Raw genomic sequence first — 13,902 nt, forward strand, 5'->3', positions numbered from 1 at the left:
TATGGAATAATTTTATGGCTACCACACCGCTTGCCCTACTCTCGGTCTCCGATAAGTCCGGAATCGTTGAGTTCGCTCAAGGTTTAATCGCTTCAGGGTTTGGCTTATTGTCCACGGGTGGCACGTACCGCTTGCTCAAAGATAACCATGTTGCCGTTACTGAAGTTTCTGATTACACCCAGTTCCCTGAAATGATGGACGGTCGGGTGAAAACCTTGCATCCCAAAATTCATGGCGGTATCCTAGCTCGCCGCGGCATGGATGATGCGGTGATGAGTGACCATGACATTCAGCGCATTGATTTGGTGGTGGTCAATTTATATCCCTTTGCGCAAACGGTTGCTAATCCAAACGTCACCATGGCAGATGCCATTGAAAATATCGATATTGGCGGTCCTACCATGGTTCGCGCTGCCGCTAAAAACCATGCTCATGTGGGTATTGTCACCAGTCCTTGCGATTATGACCGCGTTCTTGATGCCTTAAATGGCGGCACAGCATTAAGCGATGAGCTGCGCTTTGATTTGGCAGTAAAGGCGTTTGAGCACACCGGGCAATATGACGGCATGATTGCTAACTTTTTAGGTCAAAGAGTTAATAAAGAGCATTCTGTTGACGCCTATCCAAGAACGCTCAATTTGCAGTTTACTAAGTTAGAAGACTTGCGTTACGGCGAAAACCCACACCAATCCGCCGCGTTTTATGTGGAAAGCCAAAATAGCCACCATGAAGCCTCCATTGCTACTGCCCAGCAATTGCAAGGCAAAGCGCTGTCTTATAACAATATTGCCGATACTGACGCTGCCTTAGAGTGCGTTAAAGCGTTTAGCGCGCCTGCTTGCGTGATTGTCAAGCACGCCAACCCTTGCGGCGTTGCCATTGACCAAGACCAAGTTAGCGCTTATAAAATTGCCTTTAGCACCGACCCTGAATCCTCGTTTGGCGGCATCATTGCGTTTAACCGCCCCTTAACGGTGGCAACCGCGCGCGCCATTATTGACAATCAATTTGTTGAAGTGATCATTGCCCCAAGCTTAGAAGATGGCGTGCTTGACATCACAGGAACAAAGAAAAACGTCCGCGTTTTAGTCTGCGGTGAGTTACCAAAGCCTGAAGCTCGCGCTGCCCAACTCGATTTTAAGCGCGTCAATGGCGGGCTTTTGGTTCAAGAGCAGGATTTGGGACTCATTTTGCCAAGCGATTTAAAAATCGTCACGGACGTTCAACCAACCCAAGCACAAATTGACGATTTGCTGTTCAGCTGGTCAGTTGCCAAATACGTTAAATCAAACGCCATCGTTTATGCCAAAGAGGGTCGCACCATCGGCATTGGCGCAGGACAAATGAGCCGCGTCAACTCCGCTCGAATTGCAGCAATTAAAGCCGAGCACGCAGGACTTATCACCAAAGGCGCGGTCATGGCCTCCGATGCGTTTTTCCCATTCCGTGATGGCATTGACAATGCCGCTGATGTGGGCATTTCGGCGATTATTCAACCCGGCGGCTCGATGCGCGATGACGAAACCATTGCCGCCGCGAACGAGCACGGCATTGCGATGGTCTTTACCGGAATGCGCCATTTCCGCCATTAATTTTTACCGCTTATAGTTGTAAAAATAGTTATAAAAAAAGCCACTTAATCGTAAGTGGCTTTTTTAGTTTGAGATTAACACAGGCAAATCTTAACGACGCTTAACGACCTTGAGCACTTGCCATATTCGCCTCGTTAACTTCAACTTTATGAACCACGCGCAGGTATTCCAGATAATCTTGCAATTGGTCTTGACCTAAATTATCACGAATAATTGCCGCAGTTTGCGCTTTTTCAAGGGCTGACAGTTGCGATTGCTGTTGGGTTTTAATCGCGTCGCCGATGATTAAGGTTGCCCCCATCTCAGTCTGACTTGCCATTGCCGCCACGCCATCTTTTGGCGCAGGTTGACTAAACGCCAAGCTGCGCTCTTTATCAGTCAATAGCGTTGATTGACGGTTGGTGTCCCCAAGCGCCTGAAATGCGATGCCTTGCTGATTGATATCATTTACCGTTTTAATTTTGGCGGCGATATCTTTTGCAGCTTTTAAGGCAAGCGCACTGGCTTTTTGCTGTTTGAGAACTTGAGTGATGTTTGCTTTAGCCTCAGCTAAACTTAGTGCTTTGGTTGGGCGATAACGGCTCGGCTGAACCCAAACGGTTGATTTTCCGGTATCAATGCCGGTAGTCACCGACTGGTCTTGGATAACAAACTCATCAAAGGCTTGCTTAATCACCGCCGGCTGCGACAGCACTGACGTGTTGTTGTCTTGCGGATAATCTTTGATGCGTTTTAACGGAACATTTTCTTGGCTGGCAATGTCCTCAATGCTAAAACCATCAGCCGCCAAGTCGTTAATCGCCGTCACTTTATCAGCAAATAGCGCTTGCTGCTTATAAGTTTTGGCACGTTTTACCATCTCCTCGCGGACACTGTCCAAACTTGGCACTTGGCTTGTGCCTTCGCTGGTTACCATAAAGATTTGATAACCAAATTGAGTTTTAACTGGCTTTGAGGCTTGATTCACCTTTAAGCCATTAAGCGCCTGCTCGACGGCGGCGGCATCACGACCAAACACCGCAGGGTTAAATTGCCCAATCGCGCCGCCACTTGCTCCTGATGGGTCGTCGGATTCGGCTTTGGCAAGCGCTGCAAACGATTCACCCTTATCAAGTCTTGCTTTAATCTTATCAGCGCGCGCTTTAGCATCGCTTCCGGTCAATAAAATCTGGCTGATTTGACGCTCATCCGTCATCCCAAGTCCTTGCTTAAAGCTTTGGTATTGTTCGTTAATCTCGTCTTTGCTGACCTCATTAACTTTAATCATCTCAGGGGTCAATTCAATATACGCCAAATCTACCATTGCCGGACGTTTAAGCTCGGCTTTATTGGCATCATAGTAGCTTTTAATCTCAGCATCACTTACGGTCACTTGCTGCTGATAGTCTTGCCAATTAAAACGATGCAGCCAAATATTTCGCGATTCAAGTTGCAGGTCGATCAACTGACTGACCGCCTTCATGGGATAAATGGCGGTGCCAACGATACTGGCGTTTAATTGATCAAGGCTTAACTGGTTGCGAAACTCCGCAAATAGCTGCTCTTTGGTCATGCCGCGCTGACGCAAAAAGGTGGCAAATAAGTCGTTAGAAAAGTTGCCATTTTCATCTTTAAAGATTACCTCTTCACGAAGCAAGCGATTGATGGTTTCATCGGACACGGTCATGCCAAGCTTTTTAGCTTGCTGCTCAAGGAGCGCTCGATCCACAAGACCGCGCAGCACCTGCTCATGAAGGACATCTTCATTAAGCAAACTTGCATCCTCAAGATTTTCTAAAATCTCCGAGCGCCGATTGTTCACCGCGCTTTGATACTCATTTAAGCTTATGCTGGCATCGCCAACTTGAGCGATTTGGTTGGGATCAACCCCACTATGAAAGTAGCTTTCGATTCCCAATAAAGCCAGTGGCGATAGGCATAAAATCAGTAAAATCCGACCCGGCCAGCTTTTTAAAAAATCGCGCAATTTATCCATAGTCGTTCTGCTTATTCACCTAAAATTGATAAAGTAATGATTGTTGATTCCCGTTCAGCAGTTAGAGTTTCAGGATTATCGTTGGTACCAACTGCTCAAGCAATCGCCTATGATACGTGAATTTTGGCTAAGACTCAAAATATTCACCCAAGCTTTTAAACAAATTTTTGTCATAAAAAAAGCACCTAAATCAAGGTGCTTTTTTTAAGCGTGTTTTAAAAGCCGTAAGCTTTTAGTTTAAACGCTCTTTTAAGTTTTTACCGGCTTTAAAGCTTGGTACTTTGCTTGCAGGAATAGACAGCTCTTCACCTGTCTTTGGGTTACGCCCAGTACGCGCTTTACGGTCTTTTACCGTAAAAGTACCAAAGCCCACAAGTGAGATGGTATCGCCCGCTTCAAGCGCTTCACCGATACTCTCCATCATCGCATTAAGCGCGTCCCCTGCTTGAGATTTGTTCAAGCCGCTTTTTTCGGCAATGCTATCAACGAGTTCTGACTTATTCATAAAATTTCCTTCAAAGTTAAGGTCGGTAATCAACGCTCAAGGCAGGCATTGTATCGTTGTCAGGGCTTTTACGCAATAAAAACCATCATAGGATTATTTATAACTGACAGTTGAACCTAAATGCACGATTCGCGTTATTAACGCCTTTATATCAAGGCTCTTAGGCGAGCGCAAGCAGTTTTACACTTTTTTGGCGGCAAAACTACGCATTCGACACTTATCGTTACGCAATTCCTCTGTAATTCAAAATTAAAGCTGCTAAGTGGAATCCGCGCTTTTGCTTTAGAAAGAGGATTTGGCATTGTTTATAGTTAGCGCATCTTTTAAAATAGCGCCCATTTTTTTAAAGTAAATGACGCCACGCCAAAACATCCAAAGCGTTTTAAAACAATTTATTAACTGACAGGCGTTGCAATCCTTTTTATGATGGCAACAACGCTAAGATTAGCTGATGGTTTGAGTCGCCCTTTGCTGCTTAAGGTGATAAAGAAACTCAAACGATGGCTTATAAACTTAGGGAAAAAATTGGAAAGTATTGTAAGGTTTTGAGAGATTTTTAATCATTTTTTAATCATAAAAAATAATAATGGATGGAATTCATGAAGCGCTCAACATTGTCTCACTCGTTTTTAAATATTGTTTTGGTGTTCATTGAGTCGGCGCTCACGCTGCTATTAAGACTCGATCCTGCGCTTCGGCGCGCCGCCTACCCCCTTGCCAAACAAGGTACGAGGGTAAGTTTGCGCTTGTATTTACCGCATATTGAGGTGTTTGCCACCTTTAGCTATAAAGGCGTTTTGCTAGATTTGGCGACGCCTGAAGATGACTTTGAGCCGGATGTGGTGATCAATGCTTATAGTTTGCAAGTCTTGCTGGCGGTGGCAACTCATGATGCCCAAAAAACCGAAAGCTTGCAGATGCGTGGTGATAGCGCCCAAGTTCAGTTGGTGAAGCAGTTTATCACCCAATTAGGACTTGGCAGCCTAATCCACAGCGTCATTAACCGAGTCACAGGCAGTAAAGCCCCTAAGGCTAGTGATAGTGAAAAAGCAGAAAAAACCGAAAGCTATAAGCGCAAAATCAGTGAGCAGCAAGCGCAAATTAGTCATTTAACGATCAAAAACCGTGAGCTCGAAACGACGGTAAAAGAACTTGAAAGCAAGCAAAAAATGTTCATGATAGCCACAATCGTTATGACCATTATCGCGATCATTGCCATTATTGGCTGGGTCATGAGCTGATTTAAGCGGGCTTTGATGAACAAAAAAGCGCTGAGGCAATATTCAGCGCTTTTTCTTTAATTTTATCAATCTTGATCTTCGGTTTACCTTATCGCCTATTTCTTCAACAATCTTGACTAATTTAGTCAGGATTTATATAATAACAGTACGGAGCAGTTTATCAAAGCTGATAGCAACGACTATTCTAAGCATCATATTGATAAGCCTTTTTAATCTTTGGATAAACTGTTAGAGCTTGTTTAGTTTGGAGAGATGATATGCGCTTAACCACCAGAGGCAGATATGCGGTGACAGCATTGCTAGATTTGGCGCTGCAAACTCGTCAGCAAGACGGTGCGGTGTCGCTATCTGATATTGCCAAACGGCAATCTATTTCGATCTCTTATTTGGAGCAGCTGTTCTCAAAGCTTAGAAAGCGCGGTCTTGTAACCAGTATTCGCGGCGCCTCGGGTGGTTATTACCTAGCTAAGCCATTGGATGAAATTGATGTGATGAGCATCATCTCAGCTGTGGATGAGTCGGTGAATGCCATGCAGTGTGAGGGTCGCGGCGATTGTCAAGGCGGAACGATGTGCTTGACCCATGATTTATGGTGCGCGCTTTCTAATCATATCGAGCAGTACTTGAAAAATATCACCTTAGCACAATTATTAGATATGGAAAATGTACAGTCAATCTCAGAACGACAGCATCTTCCAACGATGATGAAAGACATCAATACCATCACTTTACCGACCAGCGAGGCAAACCCAGCATGAGCCAACATTCCCATTTAATTTACTTAGATTACGCCGCGACCACCCCGGTTGCCAAATCTGTTGCGGCCAAAATGAGCGAGTATTTGACCTTTGAAGGGGTGTTTGGAAATCCTGCATCACGCTCACATGGGTTTGGCTGGCAAGCAGAAGAAGCGGTTGAAACAGCCCGTCAGCAAATCGCGGATACGATCAATGCTGACCCACGCGAGATTGTTTTCACTTCAGGGGCAACAGAGTCTGATAACTTAGCCATTAAAGGGGCGGCGCACTTTTATCAAGGTCGCGGCAAACACATTATTACCAGTAAAATTGAGCATAAAGCGGTTTTAGATACTTGCCGAGCGCTTGAGCAAGAAGGTTTTGAAATCACTTACCTTGAGCCACAAAAAGGCACAGGACTGATTTTACCTGAACAAGTCAAAGAAGCGCTTCGCGATGATACGATTTTAGTCTCACTGATGATGGTCAATAACGAGCTTGGCACGATTACCGATGTGGCAGCCATTGGCGAGATTACTCGTGAGGCCGGCGTTATTTTTCACGTTGACGGCGCGCAGTCCGTTGGTAAAATCCGTGTTGACCTTGAAAAAATGAAAATCGATTTAATGAGCTTTTCAGGTCACAAAGCTTATGGTCCTAAAGGCATTGGCGCGTTATTTGTTCGCAGAAAACCTCGCGTTCGCTTAAAAGCTGAACAGCATGGTGGCGGTCATGAACGTGGCATGCGCTCAGGAACGCTGGCTACCCACCAAATCGTTGGGCTTGGCGCGGCATTTGCTTTGGCAAACGAGCGCTTTGACGAAGATCACGCTCACGTTAGCAAACTTCGCCAAAAGCTTTGGGATGGTCTGCAAGACATTGAAGAGATTTATTTAAACGGGGATTTGGATCACAGCGTTCCGAACATCATTAACATCAGCTTCAACTTTGTTGAAGGCGAGTCGCTGATGATGTCACTGAAAGACTTAGCCGTATCGTCAGGATCAGCTTGTACCTCAGCCACCCTTGAGCCCTCTTACGTACTTCGCGCCATTGGGCGCTCCGATGAACTTGCGCACAGCTCGATTCGCTTTAGCTTTGGGCGCTACACCACTGAAGAGGACATCGACACCGTCATCAGCCAAATGCATGGCGCGGTGGATAAGCTTCGCGCGCTCTCGCCGCTTTGGGATATGTATCAAGAAGGCGTAGATTTAGATTCGGTTGAATGGACTGATCATTAATAAGGAGAACTCTCATGGCTTATAGTAACCAAGTAATTGACCATTATGAAAACCCACGTAATGTGGGAAACCTTGACAAAAACGCCAAAAATGTTGGTACTGGAATGGTTGGCGCGCCCGCTTGTGGTGATGTGATGCGCCTACAAATCCAAGTTGACGACAACGGCATTATCGAAGATGCCCGTTTTAAAACTTACGGCTGTGGTTCCGCCATTGCCTCAAGCTCATTGGTCACTGAGTGGCTCAAAGGCAAAAGCTTAGAGCAAGCCGGCGAAATCAAGAACATGGACATCGCAGAAGAATTGGCACTACCGCCAGTAAAAGTTCACTGCTCAGTCCTAGCTGAAGACGCGATTAAAGCGGCAATTAGCGATTATAAAAGTAAGCATACGGAAGCTGCCGAATAAAGAAGCCGCTTTAGGTCATGCTTAACTTTTGACCGTTTTATCATACCGTCTTGCCATCATTGTCAGGGCGGCTTGGGTGACAATAACCAAAGTTTTTGTCACCTTTATTTTTAATAAGTTCTATCCTAAAATTTTATAATGAGACAAATTAAGGAGTTGGCATGATTGAGATGACAGAACGCGCCGCTCAGCACGTGCGCGACTTTTTAGACAACCGTGGTCATGGTGAAGGCATCCGCGTGGGCATCCGAACTGCTGGTTGCTCCGGATTGGCTTATGTCCTTGAATTTGTGGACACGCCAGACAGCGCTGATACGCGCTTTGAAAGCCATGGGGTAAGTATTTTTATCGACCCCAAAAGCTTGGTTTATTTAGACGGTCTATTAATGGACTATGAAAAAGAAGGTCTAAACGAAGGCTTTAAATTTACCAACCCCAATCAAAAAGGCGAATGTGGCTGCGGTGAGTCGTTTACCGTTTAATGTTTAATCCCCATACAGCTAAGGTTACTTTTTATGGCTACCATGAGCGCGCCGTTTGAAAATTATTTTACCTTGTTTCGTCAGCCCATTCAGTTTGAGTTGTCGCAATCAGAGCTTGACAATCAGCTTCGGCAACTGCAAAAACAGTATCATCCTGACTATGTCAATCAAGAGGATATAAAAGCTCGGCAAGCGGCAGAACAAGCCTCAGCGGTCATTAACCAAGCTTACCAAACGCTCAGCCACCCCGATAGCCGAGCAGCGTATTTACTGACTCTTGCCAATCAAGGTCAGAATTTAGAGCAGTCCATTGCTGATATTGAGTTTTTAGATGACGCCATGCAGCTGCGAATGGATTTAGACGATGCCATTGATAGCAGCGATGCGGCAACTCTCACTGCTTTAAAGCCACAAATAGATGCCCGCCTGCAAGCGCAATCCAAGCGTTTTTTATTGTCCTATGAGGCAGGCGATTGGGAGACGTCAATTGATGCGACCCAAAAGCTGAAATTTTTGGTGAAGCTTGCAGCCGATGTGGCGCGTGGACTTGATTCGGTGACCAGCCAAAATAGCGATGACGACGATTTATACGTTTGATAAAAGGCGCTTAAAAAAGGAAGTTAAAATAAAGCGCCTTATACCGTATAATTAGCAGGATTAAAATTGCAACACTGAAAATTTAAGCTGAAGAGCTAGGGAATCAGGCTCCTTTCGCCTGAGGTTATTTATTTGTTATCTGAGTGATGATATGTCTTTATTACAAATTGCAGAACCCAACCAAAGCAGCAAACCGCATCAGCATCGCTTTGGGCTTGGCATTGATCTTGGAACAACGCGATCATTAGTCGCGGTGGTTCAATCGGGAAAAGCAAGAGTACTAAATACCGGTTCAGATAGCGATAAAGATACGCTGTTGCCCTCGGTGGTTTATTTTCCAAAAGAGGGCGCGCCGATAGTTGGCGCAAAAGCGCTTGAGTATGTCAGCGATGATCCACAAAACACGATTATTTCGGCAAAGCGCTTTATGGGTCGCAGCAAAACGGATATTAAGTTCTCGCATCCTTATCAGCTTGAGGGCAAAGATGACGCCATGCCTGCCTTTGTCACCCATCAAGGGGCAAAATCGCCCGTTGAAGTTTCGGCGCGGATTTTAGCAGTATTAAAAGCGCGCGCTGCTGCTGCCCTTCCCGATGACAGCATTTCAGGCGCAGTGATTACCGTTCCGGCATATTTTGATGAAGCTCAGCGCCAAGCAACCAAAGACGCTGCCGAAGCTGCTGGAATTCATGTGCTTAGGCTATTAAATGAACCGACTGCTGCTGCCGTGGCTTATGGTTTGGACAAACCAAAAGATGACCGCGAGCATTATTATTTGATTTATGATTTGGGCGGCGGCACTTTTGACGTGTCGATTTTAAAGCTCAGCGATGGCGTGTTTGAAGTGCTCGCAACTGGCGGCAATAGTGCGCTTGGTGGTGATGATATTGACCGACTGCTTGTCAATTGGCTGATTAAACAAGCCGGCATCGATCCAAAAGATGTCAGCCTTCATGACAAATCAGTGCTCGCGCAACAGGCAAAAGCATTCAAGCAAGCGCTAACCGACAATGACAGCGTTGCCGTTACTATTAATGTTAATACTCAAGCCTTTAACGGTCAATTAACCCGCGCTGATTTAGTAGCGATTGCTGCCCCTGTCAGCCGCCGAACGATTAGCGTTTGCGAGCAAGTGCTTCGTGATGCCAAATTAACCGCTGACAATCTTGATGAGGTCGTTTTGGTTGGCGGCTCCACCAGAATGCCCGCCATTCAACACGTCGTCGGTGATTTTTTTGGTAAAGAACCGCTTTGTAAATTAAATCCTGACGAAGTTGTGGCTTTAGGCGCAGCGCAAACCGCAAATCAGCTGATTAATAAAGACAGCAGCAATTTATTATTGCTTGATGTGACGCCATTGTCGTTGGGACTTGAAACCATGGGCGGCTTGGTTGAGGTAATTATTCCAAGAAATACCCCGATTCCCGTCAAGCGCCGGCAAGTTTTTACCACCTATCAAGACGGTCAAACCGGAATGGTGATTCATGTCGTTCAAGGGGAGCGCGAAACGGTGGACAACTGCCGCTCGCTTGGTCGTTTTGAATTGTTTGGCATTCCGCCGATGAAGGCAGGCTTTGCGCGAATTGAAGTTACCTTTAGCATTGATGCCAACGGTCAGCTCACCGTCAGCGCCCAAGAAACGACCACCAAAACTGAAAGCCAAATCGAAATCACTCCCTCTTATGGCTTATCCGACGAACAAAAAGAGCAACTGCTCATCGCCGGATTCCAAAACGCTGAAGCAGATAAGCAAGCGCGCTCGTTAATTGAAACCAAAGTTGAAGCCAATCGCGAACTGTTAGCGCTTGAATCGGCATTAAAAGATTTTGGTCAGCTATTAAGTGATGACGAGCAAGCGCAATTGCGTGAGCAAATGAGCGCCCTTCAAGACGCCTTAGCTTTTGACAATGTGAGCGACATTGACCAAAAGCAAGCAAGCTTAAAACCGTTTAGCGATGCTTTTGCCGCCAAAATTATGAACCAAAGCGTTCAATCAAGCCTTGCCGGAACCAGCGCTAAAGACTGGTAAGCCCATTGAATCGACATTGCTATTTTATTTTAAATATTTTAATTCATTAAGCCGGATTGTTACCATGCCAAAAATCACTATTCTTCCCCATCACGAAATTTGCCCTGAAGGCGCTGAAGTTGACGTCGAGTCCGGCGGCAACCTTTGCAAATCGTTGCTGGCACAGGGGCTTAAAATTGAGCACGCCTGCGAGATGTCAAAAGCTTGTACCACTTGCCACGTGGTGGTTCGTAAAGGCTTTAATAGCTTGGAGGAAATGGACGATATTGAAGCTGACCTTCTCGACCGAGCTTGGGGACTTGAGCCGGATTCACGGCTATCTTGCCAAGTCATCGTTGAAGATACAGATTTGACAATTGAAATTCCCAAATACACCCTCAATCACGCCAAAGAAAATCATTAATTTTTATAATGACTTGCTTTATTTTGCCTTAATTTTTTTAATAACCGCTTAGCGAATTCGGCTTTGCGGTTGTTTGTAGTTGGATTCTAAAATATCGACTTCAACGTGGCTGCTATAAACATCAACATTGATGAGCGGATTGCCATCGACGATGATTTTTTTGGCGTATTGAGGAATTTTTCCGGCGGTTAGCGACTTTTGCATATTGGCACGAGCTGCTTTTGAGGAAAACAAGCAGTCGCCTGAATCTTCAAAATCGCCTTTATTAAACTCATAAAAATTGGCACGGTCTTGGCGCAAAATGCCGGCGACGGTCGCATTACTGTAGTTTTGGGCAATTGATATGCCTTTAGAGTTAACTTTATCGCTCGGCGATATGCGAGCGGTATAGCTACAAAGATAAGCGGCGGAAGCAGACAGTGAATAAAACAGCGTTGCCATCAATATGAGACAAATTGCGCGATTAGCTTTCATGGCAGGCTTCCTTGTGATGGCTTGATTAAACCCACGCCTTATAAATAACGTTCAGTAGTCATTAAAATAGTAAACAAATACTGTTTTTTTAGCAACTGCTAAATGGATTTTATTGGCTGGTCGCTATTCTTAGCAGTAATTTTCTTATTGATTAAGACATTAGGTTATTGTCTTCCTTATCATTTTCTATACTAGCGCGCTGCTCTTTTTCAAGACGCTCTAAGGCAAAATTTAAGCGTCTTTTAATCTCTTGATAATCGTAATTTTTAATGTCTTTAAAGTTTAAATGCAAATTAAACCCAGGCAAGGTGTGATCCATCCACTTAGACAGCTCGCCGCGCTGATTGTTAGGGTCAAGAACCTGCCAAGCGGCGACTTTTTCATCAAAGCCTTTAAGATTAAATGTCCCTGCAAACTCGCACTCATAATCATGGCAAATGTAGTCATAAGTGGCTTGGCTGATTAAAATTTCGCTTTTTCCGGCTGCGCTTTCAAGCCTTGATGCTAAATTTGCCTCTTTACCAATAATGGTGAAGCTCATTCGGTTACTGCTGCCAAAGTTGCCAACGTGACAATAGCCAGTTGAGATGCCAATGCGAACGTAAAGCCCCTCAAACCCCATCAAGCGCCAAGTTTGCCGAAGGCTGCGCATCTCGCGGCGCATATCAATCGCCATGGCAACGCAGTCTAGCGCATCTTGGCGTACCCCGCGGCTGGTTGGTTCACCAAAAAAACAAACCATACCATCACCGATAAACTTATCCAAAACTGCCCCATGACGGTTGGCTATTACGGTCATACTTTGCATATAGGTATTTAAAATTTCAGACAAATTATCCGCACTTAAGCTTTCTGAAAGCTCGGTGAATCCGGCGATATCTGAAAACATGATGGTTAATTTGGCGCGTTTATTAGACACGACCACCGGACTGTCGGTTTTGACAATCGGCTGCCAAATTTGCGGCGGCACAAAGCGGGTCAGTTTATTAATCACCGAAACCATGGTCGTGAGCCGCTCGCGTGACCGGCTGGCGGTTTTAAAATAGCGCTGATAGCTTCGATTCACTTTCCAATATTGCCACAATATCGTGCTGATACTGATAAACAATACCGTTGGTGGTAAAAATCCCTCATTACAGTTCGTATATTTGCCGTTTAACGTGATACTCACGTAATAAAACATCAAGCTGGTAATTACCGCAACGCTGACAAGCTTTAACCGATCCTCACTCTCGCTGACAATCACCCGAAACCCTATCAACATAGCAAGGCTAAGTGAAATCACGCTACAAAACTGTGACAACCCGATCATGGTTGCCAGCAAAATAACAACGATATTGGACGTCCAAAAGCTTGGGGCTCGGTAGTAGTTATACACCAAAATCATGATGCTTGGCAAAACGACAATCACCAAGCGCGCCATCGAACTTGGGCTGAATTCAAAATATAACGCTGAAAAAATGCCCGCAATAATCAGCACAAACGCTTCAGGATAGTCAAATCGACCCTTAGCATTGCCGGTTGCTTTTAACCCATAAACCTCAATTAGCCGGCTCAAAAAAGACATGATTGGCATCCGCTGCAATAAGAAAATGGTCAATAATTATAGGTTTTCTCAAGAAATAATTTAACCATTTTAATCACAAGGAACCATACGTTTCAACCGCAATGATCCTTAATAACTACATCCGCCAATCAAATGGCATTTGGTGGTGACCGCGAAGCGCCATCATGAGCGCCTGCTGCATTTGGGTTAAAATCTCTTGCGAATACGGCACGGCAGGAACGCCCCAAACCGGATTTGGCCACTGGCTGTCGTTTTGATAACGGACGATGTGATGAAAATGCAATTGCGGCACTTGATTGCCAAGGGCGGCGACATTCATTTTATCGGCTTGAAAGGTTTTGGCAAGCTGACTTGACAGCCAACTTGACTCGCGTAAAAACTGAGCTTGATCCGACTCGCTTAATTCATAAAGCTCTTTGACCCCTGAGACGCGCGGCACCAAAATCAGCCACGGAAATTGGCAGTCGTTAATCAAGCGGCAGGTCGATAAGGGAAAATCTCCTACCAAAAAACTGTCGGCGGCAAGCTTTGGGTGCAGTTGAAACATAGTGTCGATGGCTCATTTTAGTAATTTTAGCTAGTTTAGCAAAATTCCTAAGTTTGGCATAGCACCTTAATCCTGACTTAACCGCCTTTAGCTTTAACTGCC

14 protein-coding genes are annotated in these 13,902 nt (G+C 45.2%); 9 read left to right on the top strand and 5 right to left on the bottom strand.

All coding sequences use genetic code 11. The features are described from left to right. The first annotated feature begins 14 nt into the window (after positions 1-14). Positions 15-1,592, top strand: a complete 1,578-nt coding sequence (purH, locus tag ACZ5XY_RS01835) for a bifunctional phosphoribosylaminoimidazolecarboxamide formyltransferase/IMP cyclohydrolase (protein ID WP_464742436.1) — start codon at positions 15-17, stop codon at positions 1,590-1,592. Between the two features lie 100 nt (positions 1,593-1,692). Here the strand turns inward: purH and ACZ5XY_RS01840 are convergent, their stop codons facing one another. Both ACZ5XY_RS01840 and ACZ5XY_RS01845 read right to left on the bottom strand, forming a co-directional pair. Beyond that, positions 1,693-3,567, bottom strand: coding sequence for a SurA N-terminal domain-containing protein (locus ACZ5XY_RS01840; RefSeq protein ID WP_464742438.1), 1,875 nt, complete (start codon positions 3,565-3,567; stop codon positions 1,693-1,695). 232 nt (positions 3,568-3,799) lie between these two features. Then, positions 3,800-4,072, bottom strand: a complete 273-nt coding sequence (locus tag ACZ5XY_RS01845; RefSeq protein ID WP_464742440.1) for an HU family DNA-binding protein — start codon at positions 4,070-4,072, stop codon at positions 3,800-3,802. A 599-nt stretch (positions 4,073-4,671) separates the two neighbouring features. Between ACZ5XY_RS01845 and ACZ5XY_RS01850 the strand changes: the two genes are divergently transcribed. The 8 genes from ACZ5XY_RS01850 (at position 4,672) to fdx (ending at position 11,212) form a co-directional block, all read left to right on the top strand. Beyond that, positions 4,672-5,313 carry a hypothetical protein gene (locus ACZ5XY_RS01850; protein ID WP_464742442.1) on the top strand — a complete coding sequence of 214 codons (642 nt, stop codon included), beginning with the start codon at positions 4,672-4,674 and terminating at the stop codon, positions 5,311-5,313. 257 nt (positions 5,314-5,570) lie between these two features. Then, on the top strand, positions 5,571-6,071 hold the full coding sequence (locus ACZ5XY_RS01855) for an Rrf2 family transcriptional regulator (RefSeq protein ID WP_464742444.1): 501 nt from the start codon (positions 5,571-5,573) through the stop codon (positions 6,069-6,071). After that, a complete protein-coding gene (locus tag ACZ5XY_RS01860) occupies positions 6,068-7,294 on the top strand; it encodes an IscS subfamily cysteine desulfurase (RefSeq protein WP_464742446.1) in 1,227 nt (408 codons plus the stop codon). Before ACZ5XY_RS01855 ends, ACZ5XY_RS01860 begins: the two co-directional genes overlap by 4 nt. Positions 7,295-7,308: 14 nt before the next feature. Next, positions 7,309-7,701 carry a Fe-S cluster assembly scaffold IscU gene (gene iscU / locus ACZ5XY_RS01865; protein ID WP_464742448.1) on the top strand — a complete coding sequence of 131 codons (393 nt, stop codon included), beginning with the start codon at positions 7,309-7,311 and terminating at the stop codon, positions 7,699-7,701. 161 nt (positions 7,702-7,862) lie between these two features. Then, the gene (gene iscA / locus ACZ5XY_RS01870) at positions 7,863-8,183 is read left to right on the top strand and encodes an iron-sulfur cluster assembly protein IscA (protein WP_464742450.1); all 321 of its coding nucleotides are present in this window, start codon (positions 7,863-7,865) and stop codon (positions 8,181-8,183) included. Between the two features lie 33 nt (positions 8,184-8,216). Then, positions 8,217-8,780 (top strand): Fe-S protein assembly co-chaperone HscB, encoded by a 564-nt coding sequence (gene hscB / locus ACZ5XY_RS01875; protein ID WP_464742452.1) that lies wholly within the window; start codon positions 8,217-8,219, stop codon positions 8,778-8,780. Between the two features lie 151 nt (positions 8,781-8,931). Continuing rightward, positions 8,932-10,809, top strand: a complete 1,878-nt coding sequence (gene hscA, locus ACZ5XY_RS01880) for a Fe-S protein assembly chaperone HscA (protein ID WP_464742454.1) — start codon at positions 8,932-8,934, stop codon at positions 10,807-10,809. A gap of 64 nt (positions 10,810-10,873) precedes the next feature. Further along, positions 10,874-11,212, top strand: coding sequence for an ISC system 2Fe-2S type ferredoxin (fdx, locus tag ACZ5XY_RS01885; protein ID WP_464742456.1), 339 nt, complete (start codon positions 10,874-10,876; stop codon positions 11,210-11,212). A gap of 48 nt (positions 11,213-11,260) precedes the next feature. Here the strand turns inward: fdx and ACZ5XY_RS01890 are convergent, their stop codons facing one another. From ACZ5XY_RS01890 to ACZ5XY_RS01900, 3 genes are all read right to left on the bottom strand, one after another. Continuing rightward, the gene (locus tag ACZ5XY_RS01890; RefSeq protein WP_464742458.1) at positions 11,261-11,686 is read right to left on the bottom strand and encodes a hypothetical protein; all 426 of its coding nucleotides are present in this window, start codon (positions 11,684-11,686) and stop codon (positions 11,261-11,263) included. Between the two features lie 151 nt (positions 11,687-11,837). Then, positions 11,838-13,253, bottom strand: coding sequence for an adenylate/guanylate cyclase domain-containing protein (locus ACZ5XY_RS01895; protein WP_464742460.1), 1,416 nt, complete (start codon positions 13,251-13,253; stop codon positions 11,838-11,840). A gap of 115 nt (positions 13,254-13,368) precedes the next feature. Then, positions 13,369-13,800 carry an HIT domain-containing protein gene (locus tag ACZ5XY_RS01900; protein ID WP_464742462.1) on the bottom strand — a complete coding sequence of 144 codons (432 nt, stop codon included), beginning with the start codon at positions 13,798-13,800 and terminating at the stop codon, positions 13,369-13,371. Positions 13,801-13,902: the final 102 nt, after the last annotated feature.

It is taken from the genome of Psychrobacter sp. GTC18467 (genome assembly GCF_055397455.1).

Coding starts and splice junctions, on each gene's coding strand:
- ACZ5XY_RS01855 (WP_464742444.1), top strand. CDS start 5,571: ATGCGCTTAACCACCAGAGGCAGATATGCGGTGACAGCATTGCTAGAT.
- iscU (WP_464742448.1), top strand. CDS start 7,309: ATGGCTTATAGTAACCAAGTAATTGACCATTATGAAAACCCACGTAAT.
- purH (WP_464742436.1), top strand. CDS start 15: ATGGCTACCACACCGCTTGCCCTACTCTCGGTCTCCGATAAGTCCGGA.
- hscB (WP_464742452.1), top strand. CDS start 8,217: ATGGCTACCATGAGCGCGCCGTTTGAAAATTATTTTACCTTGTTTCGT.
- hscA (WP_464742454.1), top strand. CDS start 8,932: ATGTCTTTATTACAAATTGCAGAACCCAACCAAAGCAGCAAACCGCAT.
- ACZ5XY_RS01840 (WP_464742438.1), bottom strand. CDS start 3,567: ATGGATAAATTGCGCGATTTTTTAAAAAGCTGGCCGGGTCGGATTTTA.
- ACZ5XY_RS01890 (WP_464742458.1), bottom strand. CDS start 11,686: ATGAAAGCTAATCGCGCAATTTGTCTCATATTGATGGCAACGCTGTTT.
- fdx (WP_464742456.1), top strand. CDS start 10,874: ATGCCAAAAATCACTATTCTTCCCCATCACGAAATTTGCCCTGAAGGC.
- ACZ5XY_RS01900 (WP_464742462.1), bottom strand. CDS start 13,800: ATGTTTCAACTGCACCCAAAGCTTGCCGCCGACAGTTTTTTGGTAGGA.
- ACZ5XY_RS01850 (WP_464742442.1), top strand. CDS start 4,672: ATGAAGCGCTCAACATTGTCTCACTCGTTTTTAAATATTGTTTTGGTG.
- ACZ5XY_RS01895 (WP_464742460.1), bottom strand. CDS start 13,253: ATGTCTTTTTTGAGCCGGCTAATTGAGGTTTATGGGTTAAAAGCAACC.
- iscA (WP_464742450.1), top strand. CDS start 7,863: ATGATTGAGATGACAGAACGCGCCGCTCAGCACGTGCGCGACTTTTTA.
- ACZ5XY_RS01860 (WP_464742446.1), top strand. CDS start 6,068: ATGAGCCAACATTCCCATTTAATTTACTTAGATTACGCCGCGACCACC.
- ACZ5XY_RS01845 (WP_464742440.1), bottom strand. CDS start 4,072: ATGAATAAGTCAGAACTCGTTGATAGCATTGCCGAAAAAAGCGGCTTG.